Genomic DNA, 19,165 nt, shown 5'->3' on the forward strand with positions numbered 1-19,165 from the left:
GTGCCGGTGGTGGGGGTCGAACCCACACGCCCTTTCGGGCAAAGCATTTTGAGTGCTCCGCGTCTGCCATTCCGCCACACCGGCCAGAGGCCTCGCCCAGAATACCGTAGGCTTTCCTGCGTGACAGACACCGAATCTACCCAGCCGGCACCGCGCCGCGTCGTCGTGGCCGAAGATGAGTCGCTCATCCGCCTCGACATCGTCGAGATCCTGCGCGACAACGGCTTCGAGGTCGTCGGCGAGGCGGGTGACGGCGAGACGGCCGTCGCGCTCGCCACCGAGCTGCGCCCCGACCTCGTCATCATGGACGTCAAGATGCCCCAGCTCGACGGCATCTCGGCCGCCGAGCGACTCTCGAAGGGCCACATCGCCCCCGTCGTGCTGCTCACGGCGTTCAGCCAGAAAGAGCTCGTCGAGCGGGCGACCGAGGCGGGCGCACTGGCATACGTCGTCAAGCCGTTCACGCCCAACGACCTGCTGCCGGCGATCGAGATCGCCCTCGCACGGTACGCGCAGATCATCGCGCTCGAGGCCGAGGTCGGCGACCTCGTCGAGCGGTTCGAGACGCGCAAGCTCGTCGACCGCGCCAAGGGCCTGCTCAACGAGAAGATGGGCCTCTCCGAGCCCGAGGCGTTCCGCTGGATCCAGAAGGCCTCGATGGATCGCCGCCTCACCATGAAAGACGTCTCGCAGGCGATCATCGAGCAGCTCGCTGCGAAGAAGTAACCTCGTCGGTCGAGCGGGCCCGCCAGCGCCCGTATCGAGACCACCGGATGCCGCGACGAACGCTTTCGTCGCGGCATCCGCCGTTCTCAGGCCGGTCTTCGCAGACCGCCGCCCGGCCGAACCCGCGGCGTCGGACAGTGTCGGCGGCCGCTTGTAGTCTTGTCGGGTGTCGGACGCAGCTAAGCCAACCCTCCTCGTGATCGACGGCCATTCGCTGGCCTTCAGGGCGTTCTACGCCCTGCCCGTCGACAGCTTCTCTACCCGCGACGGGCAGCACACGAACGCCATACACGGGTTCCTGTCGATGCTGCTGCTGCTGCTCGCGAACGAGAAGCCCACCCACCTCGCGGTCGCGTTCGATATGTCGCGCCAGTCGTTCCGCACGCGCGAGTACGCCGAGTACAAGGGCAACCGCGGCGAGACGCCGGTCGAGTTCCGGGGCCAGGTGCCGCTGCTCCAAGATGCGCTGCGGGCGATGGGCATCCGCACGATCGAGAAAGAAGACTTCGAGGCCGACGACATCCTCGCGACCCTCGCCGCCCGCGGCCGCGCCGATGGCTATCGCGTGCTGCTCGTCTCGGGCGACCGCGACACCATCCAGCTCGTCAACGATGACGTGACCCTGCTGTACCCGAACACGCAGGGGGTCTCACAGCTCAAGCGCTACGACACCGACGCGGTCATCGAGCGCTACGGCATCCGCCCTGAGCAGTACCCCGACGTGGCGGCCCTCGTCGGCGAGACCAGCGACAACCTCCCCGGCATTCCGAAGGTCGGCGAGAAGACCGCCGTCAAGTGGCTCGGCCTGTACGGCGATCTCGACGGAATCCTCGCGCACGCCGACGAGATCAAGGGCGTCGTCGGCCAGAACCTGCGCGACGGCCGCGAGAACGCCGTGCGAAACCGCCGGCTGAACCAACTCGTACGCGACGTCGAACTCGATGTCGAGCTCGACGAACTCGAGGCCAAACCGATCGACCTCGACTCCGTACGCCCGCTCTTCGAGCGCCTCGAGTTCCGCACGCTGATGGAGCGGGTCACCAAGCTCGCCGCGGGCGAGGCGAACGGCACCGGCGGTGGCGTCGCTGCTGCCGCGCCCGTCGCGCCGGTGGCGGCCGAACCTGCGCCCGCGCAGGTTGCGCCGACCTCACGCGCACTCACCGGCGACGAGCTCGCGAGCTGGCTCGAGCGGGCCGTAGTCGCCGAGCCGGCCGGTCTGGGCCTCAGCCTCGATGTGCTCGACGGCCACGTGATCGGTGCAGGAATCGCCACGTCCGACGAGTCGGTGCGCGTTCCATGGCAGGCTGGTCGAGCCGACCTCGAGCCGTTCGAGGCGTGGCTTGCCGGCGACGCCCCCAAGATCATCACCGACGCCAAGGGGCAGCTGAAGGCGCTGACGAGGTCGGGCCTCGAATTCGCCGGACTGGTGCTCGACCCGCTGGTCGCCGGATGGCTGGTGCGCCCGGCCCTGCAAGAGAAGTCGCTCGCCGACCTCGTCTCGTTCCATCTCGGCGAGAAGATCCCGCAGGCCGACCCGTCGATGCTCGTTCCCGAAGAGGGCAGCGACGCCGGGGCGCCAGAGTACGCCTGGTACTCGTTGCGCCTCGCGCCGGTCGTGTTGCGGGCGCTGTCCGAGAACTCTCGTCGGCTGCTCGCCGAGGTCGAGATGCCCCTCCTGCCGGTGCTCGCGGCCATGGAGCTGCGCGGCGTCACGGTCGACCATTCCGAGCTCTCGACGCTGTCGTCCGAACTCGGCGACCGCGCCGCGGGGCTCGCGCAGCTCGCCTATGCCGAGATCGGCCGCGAGGTCAACCTCGGTTCGCCGAAGCAGCTGCAGGAGGTGCTCTTCGACCAGCTCGGCATGCCGAAGACCCGATCGACGAAGACCGGCTACACGACTGACGCGAGCGCCCTCGCAGACCTGCAGGATTCCAACCCGCACCCCTTCCTCGGATACCTGCTCGAGCACCGCGACGCGACGAAGCTCCGGCAGATCGTCGAGTCGCTCGACAAGTCGATCGCGGCCGATGGGCGCATCCACACCTCCTACGGGCAGATCGGCGCTGCGACCGGTCGCATGTCCTCCAACGACCCGAACCTGCAGAACATCCCCATTCGCACGGCCGAGGGTCGACGCATCCGCAAGGCGTTCCGGCACGGGCCCGAGTTCGCCGAGTTGCTGACCGCCGACTACTCGCAGATCGAGATGCGCATCATGGCCCACCTGTCGGGCGATCCGGGCCTCATCGAGGCGTTCAACGCGGGCGAAGACCTGCACCGGTTCGTCGGGGCGCGCGTCTTCTCGGTCGACCCGGCCGATGTCACCCCGCTCATGCGCACGAAGGTCAAGGCCATGTCCTACGGCCTCGCCTACGGGCTGAGTGCCTTCGGGCTGTCGAAGCAGTTGCGCATCGAGCGTGCTGAGGCGCAGCAGCTGATGCGCGAGTACTTCGAGCGGTTCGGTGCCGTTCGCGACTACCTGCGCGGTGTCGTCGAACAGGCGAAGGTCGACGGCTACACCGAGACGATCTTCGGTCGCCGACGTCCGTTCCCCGACCTGAACAGCCCCAATCGCGTGCTTCGTGAGAACGCCGAACGCGCCGCGCTGAACTCACCGATCCAGGGCTCCGCAGCCGACGTCATGAAGATCGCCATTGTCGGCGTCGAAGCCGAGATCGCCACCCAGGGGCTCGCCAGTCGAATGCTGCTCACCGTGCACGACGAACTCATCTTCGAAGTCGCACCGGGTGAGTCCGAGTCACTCGAAGCCATCGTGCGCGACCGCATGGGGCACGCGGCCGACCTCCTCGTCCCGCTCGACGTCGAGATCGGGCGCGGGGCCAACTGGGAGGACGCGGCACACTGACCCGTGCGATGGCGGTCGCGCGGGTCGGCGGCACGCTGCGCGGTGTCGGCGCGCTGCCCTATGCTCGCTCCTATGTCATCGAGTGAGCGCACCCCGACCGACGTCGATCGCATCGCAGAGGGGTGGGTCGACACACTCGTCGAACTCGACCCGGGCGTCGGCACCTACATCGGCCGCACCTCCCACGACGACCGTCTCGCCGACTACTCGCCGGCCGGCCACGAACGTGCGATCGCGGCGACGCGTCAGACGCTCGCGGCGCTCCGCGCCGCCACGCCCGTCGACGACGTCGACCGCATCACCGTCGCCGACCTCGGCAGCGAACTCGAGCTCACCGTCGAGCAGCACGAGGCCGGCCTCCACCTGCGCGACCTCAACGTCATCGCCAGCCCGGCTCAAGAGATCCGCGACGTCTTCGACCTCATGCCCACCGACGACCCCGTCGAGTGGGAGCGCATCGCCACGCGCCTGACGGCGGTGCCCGGCGCGATCGACGGGTACGTCGAGACCCTTCGCGAAGGTGTGCACCGCGGAATCGTGCCGGCGGTGCGCCAGGTGCGCGAGGTCGCCGTGCAAGTACGCAAGCATGCGCGACCCGACGGGTTCTTCGGCAAGTTCGCGGGTTCGGCGAAGGCCGGCGACGATGAGCTCCCCGATGCGCTGAAGCGTCGCCTCGGCGACGGCGCGCTCGAAGCCGCGACGGCCTACGGTCGGCTCGCCGACTTCCTCGAGGGCGAACTGCAGCCCGTCGCGGGCGAGCACGATGCCGTCGGGCGCGACATCTACGCCCTGCAGTCGCGACGCTTCCTCGGTGCTGCGATCGACCTCGACGAGACCTACGAGTGGGGCGTCGAAGAGCTCGCGCGCATGGTCGCCGAGCAGGAGTCCATCGCGAACGAGATCTCGCCCGGGGCATCCGTCGCCGAGGCGATCGCCGTGCTCGACGCCGACCCCAGCCGCAAGCTGCACGGAACCGACGCGCTGCAACGGTGGATGCAGCAGACGAGCGACCGCGCCGTCGCCGAACTCGCCGGAACGCAGTTCGACATCCCCGCCGAGATCCGCACGCTCGAGTGCATGATCGCACCGACCCAAGAGGGCGGCATCTACTACACGGGGCCCAGCGACGACTTCTCGCGCCCCGGCCGCATGTGGTGGTCGGTGCCCGAGGGCGTCACCGAGTTCGACACTTGGCGCGAGCTCACGACCGTGTACCACGAGGGCGTGCCGGGCCATCACCTGCAGATCGGGCAGGCGGTCGTGAACCGTGGTCAGCTCAACACCTGGCGCCGTCAGCTCGCCGGCACCTCGGGTCATGCCGAGGGCTGGGCGCTCTATGCCGAGCGGCTCATGCAGGGTCTCGGCTACCTCGACGACCCCGCCGATCGCCTCGGCATGCTCGACGGGCAGCGCATGCGGGCGGCGCGCGTCGTGCTCGACATCGGGGTGCACCTCGGCAAGCAGCGACCCGACGGCGGCGGCGTGTGGACGGGTGACTACGCGTTCGAGTTCCTCGGCCAGAACGTCAACATGAACGCGGGGTTCGTGCACTTCGAGGTGAACCGGTACCTCGGCTGGCCGGGCCAGGCGCCGTCGTACAAGGTCGGCCAGCGTATCTGGGAGCAGCTGCGCGACGAGTTCGCGCGCCGCGAGGGCGCGTCGTTCGACATCCGCGAGTTCCATCGGCGTGCCTTGGGGCTCGGCGGTGTCGGGCTCGACACCCTCAGGTCGGCGCTGCTCGGCTGAGCTCACTGGGGGAGCGAGGGGCCGCGGTTGCTGCGGGCGCAACCATTCCGTTAGGATGGAGCGTCACTCGTGTGACATCCCTGTCCGCACGCCCATCGCGGAAATCACTACACACGCTCTCCCGCGCGATGGGCTCGATTTTGTCCTTTACGGAGCATTCACTACATGACAACCGCAACGACCAAGGCGCCCAAGCAGGTCGCAATCAACGACATCGGATCTGCTGACGATTTCCTCGCCGCGGTCGAGAAGACTTTGAAATTCTTCAACGACGGCGACCTCATCGAGGGCACCGTCGTGAAGATCGACCGCGACGAGGTGCTCCTCGACGTCGGTTACAAGACCGAGGGTGTCATCCCCTCGCGTGAGCTTTCCATCAAGCACGACGTCGACCCCAGCGAGGTCGTCGGCGTCGGCGACACCGTCGAGGCACTCGTCCTGCAGAAGGAAGACAAAGAAGGCCGCCTCATCCTGTCCAAGAAGCGTGCTCAGTACGAGCGCGCATGGGGCGACGTGGAGAAGATCAAGGAAGCCGACGGCGTCGTGACCGGTTCGGTCATCGAGGTCGTCAAGGGCGGCCTGATCGTCGACATCGGCCTGCGCGGCTTCCTCCCGGCATCGCTCATCGAGCTTCGCCGTGTTCGCGACCTCACGCCGTACCTCGGCCAGGAGATCGAGGCCAAGATCCTCGAGCTCGACAAGAACCGCAACAACGTCGTGCTCTCGCGCCGCGCGCTCCTCGAGCAGACGCAGTCCGAGTCGCGTTCGACGTTCCTCGCGAACCTCCACCCGGGCCAGATCCGTAAGGGTGTCATCTCGTCGATCGTCAACTTCGGTGCGTTCGTCGACCTGGGTGGCGTCGACGGTCTCGTGCACGTCTCCGAGCTCTCGTGGAAGCACATCGAGCACGCCAGCGAGGTCGTCGAGGTCGGCCAAGAGGTCACCGTCGAGGTGCTCTCGGTCGAGCTCGACCGCGAGCGCGTCTCGCTGTCGCTCAAGGCGACCCAGGAGGACCCGTGGCAGGTCTTCGCCCGCACCCACGCGATCGGTCAGGTCGCGCCGGGCAAGGTCACGAAGCTCGTTCCGTTCGGTGCGTTCGTGCGCGTCGCCGACGGCATCGAGGGTCTCGTCCACATCTCCGAGCTCTCGGGCAAGCACGTCGAGCTCGCAGAGCAGGTCGTGTCGGTCGGCGAAGAGGTCTTCGTCAAGGTCATCGACATCGACCTCGAGCGTCGCCGCATCTCGCTCTCGCTGAAGCAGGCGAACGAGGGCGTCGACCCCGAGGGCACCGAGTTCGACCCGGCGCTGTATGGCATGCTCACCGAGTACGACGAGCAGGGCAACTACAAGTACCCCGAGGGCTTCGACCCCGAGACCAACGAGTGGCGCGAGGGCTTCGAGGCCCAGCGCGAGAAGTGGGAGCAGGACTACGCTGCAGCCCAGGCTCGCTGGGAGGCGCACAAGAAGCAGGTCGCCGCGGCGAACGCTGCTGCTGTGGCCGACGACTCGTTCGCCTCGGCTGGCGCTTCGTACTCGAGCGACTCGGCCGGCGCGGGCACCCTCGCCGACGACGCATCGCTCGCTGCGCTGCGCGAGAAGCTCTCGAGCAACTGACAGGTCGCGATTCGCGATACCGAAGGCCGGTCCCCGTCAGGGGGCCGGCCTTCGGGCGTCTCCCGTGTCATCCGTCTCGGTACTGCGCAGTCAATCGACGGTGAACGGATGCTCCGTGGCGCCGGCTGCTCGCGCCCTCCGGCGCCGGCGCACGAGCAGGATCACCACGATCGCCATGAGCACGATGCCGAGGACCACGAGCACGGGCGCGAGGATCGCCGCGAACGCCAGCGTGAAGCTGCCGGCGTCTTCGACGGCGCTCGCGACCGGCGCACCGACGCCCATGGTCGCCGTGTTGACGACAGGTCGGGCAGTTGCCTTCGCGAGGTGCACGAGCAGCGCCAGGCCGGCGCCCACAGCGATCGGCACCCATTGGGCTGACGTGAAGAACGCCTCGGGGTCGGTCACGGCGACCGTGGTCGCGCCCACACCCGATCCGAACGCGAGTCCGCCGGCGGTCGGCCGAACGAAGGTCTGCACGACATCGTTCACGGAGTCGAGGCCCGGGATCTTGTCGGCGACGAACTCGACCACGAGCAGTACGACCAGGATGAGCAGCACCCACTCGTTCGCGAGCCAGGACCAACCCGCCGGCAGCTCCACGAGACCGGTGAACCGATCGAGCGCGCCGAGTACGACGAGCGGGATCCAGGCGTTCAGCCCGGCGGCGAGGGCCAGACCCGTGCCCGTGAGCAGCTCGAGCATTCGACGCCTCCGTCCGTCGGGTCGAGTTTGCCACGTCTAGAGTGGTGGTGTGTATCTCATCGGCCTGACGGGCGGCATCGCCTCGGGAAAGTCAACCGTCGCGCGGCGACTCGTCGAACACGGGGCGGTGCACCTCGACGCCGACCAGCTGGCCCGAAAGGTGGTCGAGCCCGGCTCTCCGGCCCTCGCCGCGATCGTCGAGCAGTTCGGCGCCGCGTTCCTGCGGGGCGATGGCACGCTCGATCGCGAGAAGCTCGGCAAGCACGTCTTCCATGACGACGCGGCACGGGCGAAGCTCAACGCCATCGTGCACCCCGCAGTGCGCGAACTCTCGGGGCGGCTCATCGCGAAGGCCGAGGCCGAAGACCCGTCGGCCGTCGTCGTCTACGACGTGCCGCTGCTGGTCGAGGCATCCGTCGACCACCCGTTCGACCTCATCGTCGTGACGAACGCGCCTCGCCGCACCCAGGTGAAACGGCTCGTCGAAGAGCGCGGACTCGAGGCGCCGCATGCCGAGGCCAGGGTCGACGCCCAGGTCGGCAACACGGCCCGGCTCGAGATCGCCGACGTGGTCATCGACACCGACGGCACGCTCGCGCACACCATGAGCCAGGCCGACGCGCTCTGGGCGCGCATCGTCGAGGAGCGCGACCGGGCGTAGTGTCGGTGGTCGCTTCTAGACTTGAAAGATGCAGGCCACTCGCTCCGTCCGACCGTTCGAGGTCATCAGCGACTACCGTCCGAGCGGCGACCAGCCGCAGGCGATCGCCGAACTCGCCGGTCGCATCAACGCCGGCGAGACCGACGTCGTGCTCCTCGGCGCGACCGGCACCGGAAAGTCGGCGACCACCGCCTGGCTCATCGAGCAGGTGCAGCGCCCGACCCTCGTGCTCGCGCACAACAAGACCCTCGCGGCACAGCTCGCGAACGAGTTCCGCGAGCTGCTGCCCAACAACGCCGTCGAGTACTTCGTCTCGTACTACGACTACTACCAGCCCGAGGCCTACGTTCCGCAGACCGACACCTTCATCGAGAAGGACTCGTCGATCAACACCGAGGTCGAGCGCCTGCGGCACTCGACGACGAACTCGCTGCTGAGCCGGCGCGACGTCGTCGTCGTCTCGTCGGTCTCGTGCATCTACGGTCTCGGCACGCCCGAAGAGTACCTCGGGGCGATGATGCCGCTGCAGGTCGGCCAGCGTGTCGACCGCGACTGGCTCATCCGCAAGTTCGTGTCGATGCAGTACCAGCGCAACGATGTCGATTTCTCGAGGGGCACGTTCCGGGTGCGCGGCGACACGATCGAGATCATCCCGATCTACGAAGAACTCGCGATCCGCATCGAGATGTTCGGCGATGAGATCGAGGCGCTCTACAGCCTCCATCCGCTGACCGGCCAGGTGGTGGCCAAGCTCGATTCGGTGCCGGTCTTCCCGGGCTCCCACTACGTGGCGAGCACCGAGGTGATGCAGCGGGCCATCGGCACGATCCGCATCGAGCTCGAAGAGCGACTCGCCGAGCTCGAACGCGAGGGCAAGCTGCTCGAGGCGCAGCGACTGCGCATGCGCACCACGTTCGACCTCGAGATGATGGAGCAGATCGGGTTCTGCTCGGGCATCGAGAACTACTCCCGCCACATCGACGGCAGGCAGGCGGGCGAGGCGCCGCACTGCCTGCTCGACTACTTCGCCGACGACTTCCTCGTCGTGATCGACGAGTCGCATGTCACGGTGCCGCAGATCGGCGCGATGTACGAAGGAGACTCGTCGCGCAAGCGCACGCTCGTCGAGCACGGGTTCCGGCTGCCGAGTGCGCTCGACAACCGCCCGCTCAAGTGGGACGAGTTCAAGGCGCGCGTCGGCCAGACCGTGTACCTCTCGGCGACACCGGGCCGTTACGAGATGGGCATCGCCGACGGCGTGGTCGAGCAGATCATCCGGCCCACGGGGCTCGTCGATCCCAAGATCGTGGTCAAGCCGTCGAAGGGGCAGATCGACGACCTGCTCGAAGAGATCCGCATCCGGGCCGAGCGCGACGAGCGCGTGCTCGTGACGACGCTCACGAAGAAGATGGCCGAAGAGCTCACCGACTTCCTCACCGAGGCGGGAGTGCGAGTGCGCTACCTGCACTCCGACGTCGACACCCTGCGCCGCGTCGAGTTGCTCACCGAGCTTCGGGCCGGCGTCTACGACGTGCTCGTCGGCATCAACCTGCTGCGCGAGGGCCTCGACCTGCCAGAGGTCTCGCTCGTCGCGATTCTCGACGCCGACAAAGAGGGCTTCCTGCGCTCCTCGACCTCGCTCATCCAGACCATCGGTCGTGCGGCGCGCAACGTCTCGGGCGAGGTGCACATGTACGCCGACGTGCTCACCGACTCGATGAAGTCGGCGATCGACGAGACGACGCGTCGCCGCGAGAAGCAGGTCGAGTACAACCGGGCGAACGGCATCGACCCACAGCCCCTGCGCAAGCGCATCGCCGACATCACCGAAGTGCTCGCACGCGAAGAGGCCGACACTGCGCAGCTGCTCGCCGGCCGCGACGACCGCAAGCGGGCTCCGGTTCCCAACCTCAGGCGTGAAGGCATTGCAGCCGAGGGCGCGAACGACCTCGAAGAGCTCATCCGCGACCTCAACGGGCAGATGCTCGAGGCGGCAGGCGAGCTGAAGTTCGAACTGGCCGCGCGTCTGCGCGACGAGGTCTCAGAGCTCAAGCGCGAGCTGCGCCAGATGGAGAAGGCCGGGCACCTCGGGTAGCAATCGAACGTATGTTCGCTGACAGCAGGTGCCGCACCGGCGTCGATGTCAGTGGGTCTCCTTAGACTCGTAGGGTGCCAGTTTCTCGCCTCGATGCCCATTCGCACCTGAGTGTCCGCGGTGCCCGCGTGCACAACCTGCAGAACGTCGACGTCGAGATACCCCGCGACTCCATGGTCGTGTTCACCGGCCTCTCCGGCTCCGGAAAGTCATCGCTCGCGTTCGACACGATCTTCGCCGAGGGGCAGCGACGCTACGTCGAGTCTTTGTCGGCATACGCTCGGCAGTTCCTCGGTCAGGTCGACCGGCCCGACGTCGACTTCATCGAGGGGCTCAGCCCCGCGGTGTCCATCGACCAGAAGTCCACGAATCGCAACCCGCGGTCGACCGTCGGCACCATCACCGAGATCTACGACTACATGCGCCTGCTCTGGGCGCGCATCGGCGTGCCGCACTGCCCGGTCTGCGGCGAGAAGATCCAGCGCCAGACCGTACAGCAGATCGCCGACCAGCTCATGGAGCTCGATGAGGGCACCCGCTACCAGGTGCTGAGCCCGGTCGTCTCGAAGAAGAAGGGCGAGTTCGTCGATCTCTTCCGAGACCTCGCCGCGCAGGGGTATTCGCGCGCGGTGGTCGACGGCGACGTGATCCGGCTCGACGAACCGCCGGTGCTGAAGAAGCAGGTCAAGCACGACATCTCGGTCGTGGTCGATCGACTCGTCGCCGGCCCCGACCTGCTCGGCCGGCTCACCGACTCGCTCGAGACCGCCCTGCGGCTCACCGACGGGCTCGTGCAGATCAACTACGTCGACGCTGCCGGCCCCGAGGCCTGGCAGACGTTCTCCGAGAAGCTGTCATGCCCCAACCAGCACCCGATCCAGCTCACCGAGATCGAGCCGCGCACCTTCTCGTTCAATGCGCCGTTCGGCGCCTGTCCTGAATGCTCGGGGCTCGGCACGCGCATGTCGGTCGATGAAGACCTGTTGCTGGGCGACCCGTCGCTCAGCATCACCGAAGGGGTCATCCTGCCATGGACCTCGCAGGGCAAGAGCCTCTACAACTACTACGAGAAGCTGCTCGACGGGCTCGCCCGCGATCTCGGCTTCTCGCTCGACACGCCGTGGCACGATCTTCCCGACGAGGCACGCGCCGCGGTGCTGCGCGGCGACAACTTCGAGGTCAAGGTGCGGTGGCGCAACCGCTACGGTCGCGAGATGAGCTACACCTCGGGATTCGAGGGTGTCGTGCCCTACATCGAGCGGCAGTACGTGCAGGCCGAGACCGATGTGCAGCGTGCGCGGTGGGCCGAGTACCTGCGAGAGGTGCCGTGCCCGGTCTGCAACGGAAAGCGGCTCAAGCCCGAAGTGCTCTCAGTGCTCATCCATGACCACAGCATCGCCGACGTCGGGCTGCTCAGCCTCACCGATGCCCGCTCGTTCATGGACCGGCTGCAGCTCACCGATCGGGAACAGGCCATCGGCGCACAGGTGCTGCGCGAGATCAAGGTCCGACTCGACTTCCTCATCCGGGTCGGCCTCAGCTACCTCGACCTCGCCCGCGCGGCGGCCACGCTCTCGGGGGGTGAGGCCCAGCGCATCCGACTGGCGACCCAGATCGGCTCCGGGCTCACTGGGGTGCTCTACGTGCTCGACGAGCCGAGCATCGGCCTGCACCAACGCGACAACCGCCGCCTGATCGACACGCTCATCGCGCTGCGCGACCTCGGCAACACGCTCATCGTGGTCGAGCACGACGAAGACACGATCCGCACCGCCGACTGGATCGTCGACATCGGCCCAGGCGCCGGCGTCAACGGCGGCACCGTCGTGCATTCGGGCAGCTACGCCGATCTCGTGAAGAACACGCGTTCGCTGACCGGCGACTACCTCTCCGGTCGCAAAGAGATCGGAATCCCCGAGCGTCGGCGCGCGATCGATCCCGAACGCATGATCTCCGTCCAAGGAGCCGCAGCCAACAACCTCCGCGGCGTCGACGTGGCGTTCCCGCTCGGCACGTTCACCGCGGTCACGGGCGTCAGCGGCTCGGGCAAGTCCTCGCTCGTGAACGACATTCTCTACCGTGTGCTGGCCAATCGACTCAACGGGGCTCGCAAGGTGCCGGGCAAGCACCGGCGCGTCACCGGCCTCGACCAGCTCGACAAGGTCGTGCACGTCGACCAGGCACCGATCGGGCGCACCCCGCGATCGAACCCGGCGACGTACACGGGCGTGTTCGACCGCATTCGCACGCTCTTCTCCGAGACTACCGAGGCCAAGGCGCGCGGCTACCTGCCGGGCCGGTTCAGCTTCAACGTCAAGGGCGGTCGATGCGAGGCGTGCTCGGGTGACGGCACGATCAAGATCGAGATGAACTTCCTGCCCGATGTGTACGTCGCGTGCGAGGTGTGCGGTGGAAAGCGATACAACCGCGAGACCCTGCAGGTGCACTACAAGGGCAAGAACATCGCCGAGGTGCTCGAGATGCCCATCTCCGAGGCCGCTGAATTCTTCGAACCGATCTCGGCCATTCATCGCTACCTGAAGACGCTCGTCGACGTCGGGCTCGGGTACGTTCAGCTCGGCCAGAGCGCCACGACGCTGTCGGGCGGTGAAGCCCAGCGCGTGAAGCTCGCCACCGAGTTGCAGCGGCGCTCGAACGGCCGCAGCGTGTACGTGCTCGACGAGCCGACGACCGGCCTTCACTTCGAAGACGTGCGCAAGCTGCTGAAGGTGCTCGGCAAGCTCGTCGACAAGGGCAACACCGTCATCGTCATCGAGCACAGCCTCGACGTGATCAAGTCGGCCGACTGGATCATCGACCTCGGGCCCGAGGGCGGTTCAGGCGGCGGGCAGGTCATCGCCACGGGCACACCAGAGCAGGTGGCCGCGGTGAAAGAGAGCCACACCGGGTACTTCCTCCGCGAGATCTTCGACGCCGCGGCACGCACCGAGGTCGCCAGCTAGGCGATGAGCACTGCATCGTCGAGTACCCAGGGCGTCCCGTACCGGCCGAAGACGGGCGAGATCCCCACGTCGCCCGGTGTGTACCGTTTCCGCGACGCCGAGCGTCGTGTGCTCTACGTCGGCAAGGCGAAGAACCTGCGATCGCGGCTCTCGAACTACTTCGCACCGCTGCGCACGCTGCACGAGCGCACTCGACGCATGGTCACGACAGCAGCATCGGTCGAATGGACGGTGGTCGGCAGCGAAGTCGAGGCGCTGCAACTCGAGATCACCTGGATCAACGACTTCAAGCCGCCGTTCAACGTGCGTTTCAAAGACGACAAGTCGTATCCCTACCTCGCGGTGACGCTGGGCGACGAGGCGCCGCGTGCGGTCGTCACGCGCAACCGCAAGATTCCTGGCGCACGCTACTTCGGCCCGTACCCCAAGATGTGGGCGATCAACGACACGCTCGAGATCCTGCTGAAGCTGTTCCCGATCCGCACGTGCAAAGACAGCGACTACCGGCGTGCGATCGCGAGCGGAAAGCCCTGCTTCGCCGGCCAGATAGGCAGGTGCTTCGGCCCGTGCTCGGGTCGCGTGTCGATCGAAGAGCACCGCGAGAACGTCGATCGGTTCGTCGGGTTCATGCAGAACCAAGACCGGCGCATCATCGGCGAGCTCACCGATCGCATGCTCAGCGCCGCGGCGGCACAAGACTATGAGTCGGCGGCACGGTTCCGCGACCAGCTGAAGGCCGCGAACGCGTTCTTCGAGCGCAGTGCCATGGTGCTGGGCGAAGGCGTCGACATCGACGTGTTCGGCATCGACCACGACGAGCTCGCGGCCGCGGTGCAGCAGTTCATCGTGCGCGGTGGTCGCGTGCGGGGCGTGCGATCGTGGACCGTCGACAAAGAGCTCGACGTGCCGCTCGGCGAACTGGTCGACTTCGTCGTGCAGAATGCCTACGGCGACGAGGGCACGCCGCCCCGCGAGGTCATCGTGCCCGAGCTCCCCGACGACACCGAGGCGCTCGAGAGCTGGCTGGGCGCGCTGGCCGAGCGCAAGGTGCGACTGCGAGTCGCACAGCGCGGCGACAAGGCGGCCCTGCTCGAAACCGCGACGCAGAACGCGAAGCAGACCCTGATGCTCTACAAGACGCGACGCAGTGCAGACTTCACCACTCGCTCGCGAGCGCTCGAAGACATCCAAGAGGCGCTCGGCATGGCCGACGCGCCGCTGCGCATCGAGTGCTATGACGTCTCGCACCTGAGCGGCACGAACATCGTCGCCTCGATGGTCGTGTTCGAAGACGCGCTCCCGCGCAAAGACGAGTACCGCCGGTTCACGATCCCGCAGTCGAGCGACGACACCGATTCGATCCACCAGGTGCTCACGCGGCGGCTGGCGTACCTCGGGGCCCGCCGGGCCGATGACGAACGCGACGCCGCGTCCGATGCGAACAGCCCCGCGAACGATGATGATGCTGCAGAGGCATCCGGTCGGCGCAAGAAGTTCGCCTATCGACCGAACCTGCTCGTGGTCGACGGCGGCCAGCCGCAGGTCGCTGCCGCGGCACGCGCACTCGCCGAATCGGGCGTCGACGGCATCTACCTGTGCGGAATCGCCAAACGGCTCGAAGAGATCTGGACCCCCGACGCCGACTTCCCGGTCATCCTGCCGCGCAACAGCGATGCGCTCTTCCTGTTCCAGCGCGTCCGCGACGAGGCGCACCGATTCGCCATCACGCACCAACGCCAGCGGCGGGGGCGCGACATCGGCTCGGTGCTCTCCGAGATCCCCGGGCTCGGGCCGGCGCGTGTGAAAGAGTTGCTGCGTCACTTCGGCTCGGTCAAGCGACTCCGAGCCGCGACCGAGGACGAGATCGCCGAGGTGAAGGGCATCGGCCCCGCGCTCGCAACAACGGTGCACGGCCGCTTGCGCACCGATGCGGCTCCCTCGCCCCGGTAGGCTGGGATGTCGACACGCGGAAGGGGAGCAGGATGACCGCGGGGGAGAACGAGCAGCAGGAGATGCTGATCGTCACCGGCATGTCCGGGGCCGGGCGAACCACGGTCGGCAACGCACTCGAAGACCTCGGCTGGTACGTCGTCGACAACCTCCCGCCGCAGATGCTGCGGCCGCTCGTCGAACTCGTCGAGCGTGCCGGCAACTCGTTGCCCCGCATCGCCGCGGTCGTCGACATCCGCGGCCGCGACTTCTTCTACGAGCTGCAGGACATCATCCAGGCCCTTCGAGCGGGCGTCAACGTGCGGGTGGTCTTCCTCGACGCGAACGACGCGGTGCTCGTGCGCCGCTTCGAGTCGGTGCGGCGACCGCACCCGCTGCAGGGCGACGGCACCCTGCTCGACGGAATCGGCATCGAGCGCGCCCGCCTCGCGACGCTTCGCGAAGCGAGCGACATCGTCGTCGACACCTCCGATCTCAACATCCACCAGCTTGCGACCCTCATCACCGAGACGTTCGCGCCTGAAGACCACGCCGGCCTGCGGGTCACCATGCTCAGCTTCGGGTTCAAGTACGGCGCTCCGACCGATGCCGACCTGGTCGCCGATGCGCGGTTCCTGCCGAATCCCTTCTGGTCGCCCGAGCTGCGGCACCTCACCGGCGAAGACGAGGCGGTCAGCGAGTTCGTGCTCGCCCAGCCGGGCGCCCGCGAGTTCCTCGATGCATACGCGCGTGCGCTCGAACCCGTGATGGCCGGCTACCAGCGTGAGAACAAGCGGCACGCGACGATCGCGATCGGATGCACCGGCGGAAAGCACCGTTCGGTAGCGCTCGTACGCGAGCTGAGCGAACGCCTCGCGAAGATGCCCGGCGTCGCCGTGAGCGTCAAGCACCGCGACCTCGGCCGCGAATGACGCCGACGACCGCAACACAGATTGGACGACCAGGTGGCACTGACCGCTGACGTGAAAGAAGAGCTCGCCCGAGTCGAGGTATCGAAGACGAGTGTCAGGATCGCCGAGCTCGCGGCGGTGCTGCGCTTCGCCGGGGGACTGCACATCATCTCGAGCCGCATCGCCATCGAGGCCGAGCTCGACACGCTGACGATCGCCCGGAGGGTGACGCGCGACCTCGGTGAGATCTACGGCGTGCGACCCGACGTCTCGGTGATCGCTCCTTCGGGAATGCGCCGTACGAACCAGTACCTCGTCAGGGTGCTCGACGGTGGCGAGACCCTCGCCCGTCAGACCGGGCTGCTCGATGCCCGTCGTCGACCGGTCCGGGGCCTGCCGAACAAGCTCACGACGGGCTCGCGTGACGAAGTCGCCGCCATCTGGCGTGGCGCATTCCTCGCGCAGGGGAGCCTCACCGACCCGGGCCGTTCCGCAGCGCTCGAAGTGACCTGCCCCGGCAACGAGACGGCAATGGCACTGGTCGGGGCCGCAGGCCGCCTCGGCATCTCGGCGAAGGCGCGAGAGGTTCGCGGCGTGCATCGCGTCGTCATCCGCGACGGCGAGGCGATCAGCGCGATGCTCGCGATCATGGGCGCGACGACGACCGTGCGCAACTGGGAGGAGCTTCGACAGCGCCGCGAGGTGCGGGCCACCGCCAACCGGCTCGTGAACTTCGACGACGCGAACCTGCGACGGTCGGCCCAGGCCGCCGTCGCGGCGTGCGCTCGCGTCGAACGCGCGATGGAGCTGCTCGGCGACGACATCCCCGACCACCTGAAGTACGCGGGCGAGCTGCGGCTCGCGCATCGAGAGGCGAGCCTCGACGAGCTCGGGCATCACGCCGACCCGCCCATGACGAAGGATGCTGTCGCGGGTCGCATCCGCCGCCTTCTGGCGATGGCCGACAAGCGCGCCGCCGACCTCGGCGTCCCGGGAACCGAGGCGAGCCTGCCCGCAGACCTCGACGAGGTCTGAGCACCGCAGCATGGCCGGCCGGCACACCGCTCCGACGATCAGGCTCGGTCGCGGCATCCGGTGCCCGTGATCGCCGCGCAAGTCACGCGCCGACACCCGCCGGCGCAACGGGCATAGACTCGGAAATGCAGCCGCGGACGCCGGGGAGACGCCCGGGTACCCGGCGCATCTGACAAGGAGAAGCAATGGCTGACTACACCCTGCCCGACCTCGCCTACGACTACTCGGCGCTCGAGCGCTCGATCAGCGGCACCATCATGGAGCTGCACCACTCGAAGCACCACCAGGCCTACGTCACCGGCGCCAACACGGCCCTCGCCCAGCTGGCCGAAGCCCGCGACTCGGGCAACCTCGCCAATGTCAACAAGCTCGAGAAGGACCTCGCGTTCAACCTCGGCGGCCACGTCAACCACTCCATCTTCTGGACCAACATGTCGCCCGACGGGGGCGACAAGCCCACCGGCGAGCTCGCCGCGGCGATCGACGATGAGTTCGGCTCGTTCGACAAGTTCCAGGCGCACTTCACCGCCACGGCGCTCGGCGTGCAGGGGTCGGGCTGGGCGGTGCTCGCCTGGGATTCGATCGGTGAACGCCCGATCATCGCGCAGTTCTTCGACCAGCAGGGAAACCTGCCGGCAGGCATCGTGCCGCTGCTCATGCTCGACGTCTGGGAGCACGCCTACTACCTCGACTACAAGAACGTGCGTGCCGATTACGTGAAGGCGTTCTGGAACATCGCCAACTGGGACAACGTGCAACGCCGGTTCCTTGCCGCGGCTGAGAAGACCTCAGGGCTGCTGATACTGTCGTAACCGCGACGGTGTCCCCGGACCCGTCCGGGGACACCGCCGTCCGATCAGTTCACCCGTGCACGTGCGCGCTCGCGCTACACCAAACAGGAGACATCTGTGTCTGTAAAGATCGGCATCAACGGCTTCGGCCGAATCGGCCGCAACTACTTCCGTGCCGCGCTCGCCCAGGGCGCCGACCTCGAGATCGTGGCCGTGAACGATCTCACCGACAACAAGACCCTCGCGCACCTGCTCAAGTACGACTCGGTCACTGGCCGGCTCGACGCGACCGTCGACTATGACGACGACCACATCATCGTCAACGGCAAGGCCATCAAGGCGTTCGCCGAGCGCGACCCCGCCAACCTGCCCTGGGGCGAACTGGGCGTCGACATCGTGATCGAGTCGACCGGCTTCTTCACCAAGGCCACCGACGCGCGCAAGCACATTCAAGCCGGCGCCAAGAAGGTGCTGATCTCGGCACCCGCGACCGATGAAGACGCCACCTTCGTCATGGGCGTGAACGAAGACCAGTACGACCCCGAGAAGCACCACATCATCTCGAACGCGTCGTGCACCACCAACTGCCTCGCACCGCTCGCCAAGGTCTTCAACGACACGTTCGGCATCGAGCGCGGACTGATGACCACGGTGCACGCATACACCGCAGACCAGAACCTGCAGGACGGCCCGCACAAAGACCTGCGTCGCGCCCGCGCAGCGGCGATCAACATCGTTCCCACGTCGACCGGCGCCGCGAAGGCGATCGGCCTCGTGCTGCCCGAGCTCGTCGGCAAGCTCGACGGCTTCGCGCTGCGGGTGCCCGTGCCCACCGGTTCGATCACCGACCTCACGGTCACGGCGTCGCGCCCGGTGACGGTCGACGAGGTCAAGGCCGCATACAAGGCCGCCGCAGAGGGGCCCATGAAGGGCATCCTCAAGTACACCGAAGACGAGATCGTCTCGAGCGACATCGTCTCCGACCCGCACTCTTCGATCTTCGACGCAGGCCTTCTCCGCGTCCTCGGCGACCAGGTGAAGCTCTCGAGCTGGTACGACAACGAGTGGGGTTACTCCAACCGACTCGTCGACCTGACCGAGTACGTCGCCGACCGTCTCTGAA

General features: G+C 67.4%; 13 protein-coding genes and 1 tRNA gene. 12 read left to right on the forward strand and 2 right to left on the reverse strand.

The annotated features are described in order from the left end of the window. Position 1 precedes the first annotated feature (1 nt). A tRNA-Leu gene (locus tag ABD164_RS14415) sits at positions 2–84 on the reverse strand. Between the two features lie 36 nt (positions 85–120). On the opposite strand from ABD164_RS14415, the gene ABD164_RS14420 reads away from it, so the two are divergent. The 4 genes from ABD164_RS14420 to rpsA all read left to right on the forward strand — a co-directional run bounded on the left by ABD164_RS14420 (position 121) and on the right by rpsA (position 6,952). After that, positions 121–726 (forward strand): ANTAR domain-containing response regulator, encoded by a 606-nt coding sequence (locus ABD164_RS14420; protein ID WP_344296985.1) that lies wholly within the window; start codon positions 121–123, stop codon positions 724–726. A 166-nt stretch (positions 727–892) separates the two neighbouring features. Continuing rightward, the gene (gene polA / locus ABD164_RS14425) at positions 893–3,592 is read left to right on the forward strand and encodes a DNA polymerase I (RefSeq protein WP_344296986.1); all 2,700 of its coding nucleotides are present in this window, start codon (positions 893–895) and stop codon (positions 3,590–3,592) included. Positions 3,593–3,664: 72 nt separating this feature from the next. Continuing rightward, positions 3,665–5,338 carry a DUF885 domain-containing protein gene (locus tag ABD164_RS14430; protein ID WP_344296987.1) on the forward strand — a complete coding sequence of 558 codons (1,674 nt, stop codon included), beginning with the start codon at positions 3,665–3,667 and terminating at the stop codon, positions 5,336–5,338. Positions 5,339–5,503: 165 nt separating this feature from the next. Further along, positions 5,504–6,952, forward strand: coding sequence for a 30S ribosomal protein S1 (rpsA, locus tag ABD164_RS14435; RefSeq protein ID WP_344296988.1), 1,449 nt, complete (start codon positions 5,504–5,506; stop codon positions 6,950–6,952). Between the two features lie 90 nt (positions 6,953–7,042). Here the strand turns inward: rpsA and ABD164_RS14440 are convergent, their stop codons facing one another. Continuing rightward, positions 7,043–7,657 carry a DUF4126 domain-containing protein gene (locus ABD164_RS14440; protein ID WP_344296990.1) on the reverse strand — a complete coding sequence of 205 codons (615 nt, stop codon included), beginning with the start codon at positions 7,655–7,657 and terminating at the stop codon, positions 7,043–7,045. A 49-nt stretch (positions 7,658–7,706) separates the two neighbouring features. Here ABD164_RS14440 and coaE point away from each other — a divergent pair, with 49 nt between their 5' ends. The 8 genes from coaE to gap all read left to right on the forward strand — a co-directional run bounded on the left by coaE (position 7,707) and on the right by gap (position 19,164). Further along, entirely contained in the window at positions 7,707–8,318 is a 612-nt protein-coding gene (coaE, locus tag ABD164_RS14445) for a dephospho-CoA kinase (protein ID WP_344296991.1), read from the forward strand. A 28-nt stretch (positions 8,319–8,346) separates the two neighbouring features. Further along, positions 8,347–10,413, forward strand: a complete 2,067-nt coding sequence (uvrB, locus tag ABD164_RS14450) for an excinuclease ABC subunit UvrB (RefSeq protein WP_344296992.1) — start codon at positions 8,347–8,349, stop codon at positions 10,411–10,413. A gap of 74 nt (positions 10,414–10,487) precedes the next feature. Then, the gene (uvrA, locus tag ABD164_RS14455) at positions 10,488–13,376 is read left to right on the forward strand and encodes an excinuclease ABC subunit UvrA (RefSeq protein WP_344296993.1); all 2,889 of its coding nucleotides are present in this window, start codon (positions 10,488–10,490) and stop codon (positions 13,374–13,376) included. Between the two features lie 3 nt (positions 13,377–13,379). After that, the gene (gene uvrC / locus ABD164_RS14460) at positions 13,380–15,326 is read left to right on the forward strand and encodes an excinuclease ABC subunit UvrC (RefSeq protein ID WP_344296994.1); all 1,947 of its coding nucleotides are present in this window, start codon (positions 13,380–13,382) and stop codon (positions 15,324–15,326) included. 32 nt (positions 15,327–15,358) lie between these two features. Then, the gene (gene rapZ, locus ABD164_RS14465) at positions 15,359–16,237 is read left to right on the forward strand and encodes an RNase adapter RapZ (protein WP_344296995.1); all 879 of its coding nucleotides are present in this window, start codon (positions 15,359–15,361) and stop codon (positions 16,235–16,237) included. 33 nt (positions 16,238–16,270) lie between these two features. Continuing rightward, positions 16,271–17,251: a DNA-binding protein WhiA gene (gene whiA / locus ABD164_RS14470; RefSeq protein ID WP_344296996.1), complete on the forward strand. Its 981-nt coding sequence runs from the start codon at positions 16,271–16,273 to the stop codon at positions 17,249–17,251. A 185-nt stretch (positions 17,252–17,436) separates the two neighbouring features. Beyond that, the gene (locus tag ABD164_RS14475) at positions 17,437–18,063 is read left to right on the forward strand and encodes a superoxide dismutase (protein WP_344296997.1); all 627 of its coding nucleotides are present in this window, start codon (positions 17,437–17,439) and stop codon (positions 18,061–18,063) included. A 96-nt stretch (positions 18,064–18,159) separates the two neighbouring features. Then, positions 18,160–19,164, forward strand: a complete 1,005-nt coding sequence (gap, locus tag ABD164_RS14480) for a type I glyceraldehyde-3-phosphate dehydrogenase (RefSeq protein ID WP_344296998.1) — start codon at positions 18,160–18,162, stop codon at positions 19,162–19,164. The last annotated feature ends 1 nt before the right edge of the window (position 19,165 follow it).

The sequence above is a fragment of the Agromyces neolithicus genome, from assembly GCF_039529735.1.
GTDB classification, from domain to species: Bacteria; Actinomycetota; Actinomycetes; order Actinomycetales; family Microbacteriaceae; genus Agromyces; species Agromyces neolithicus.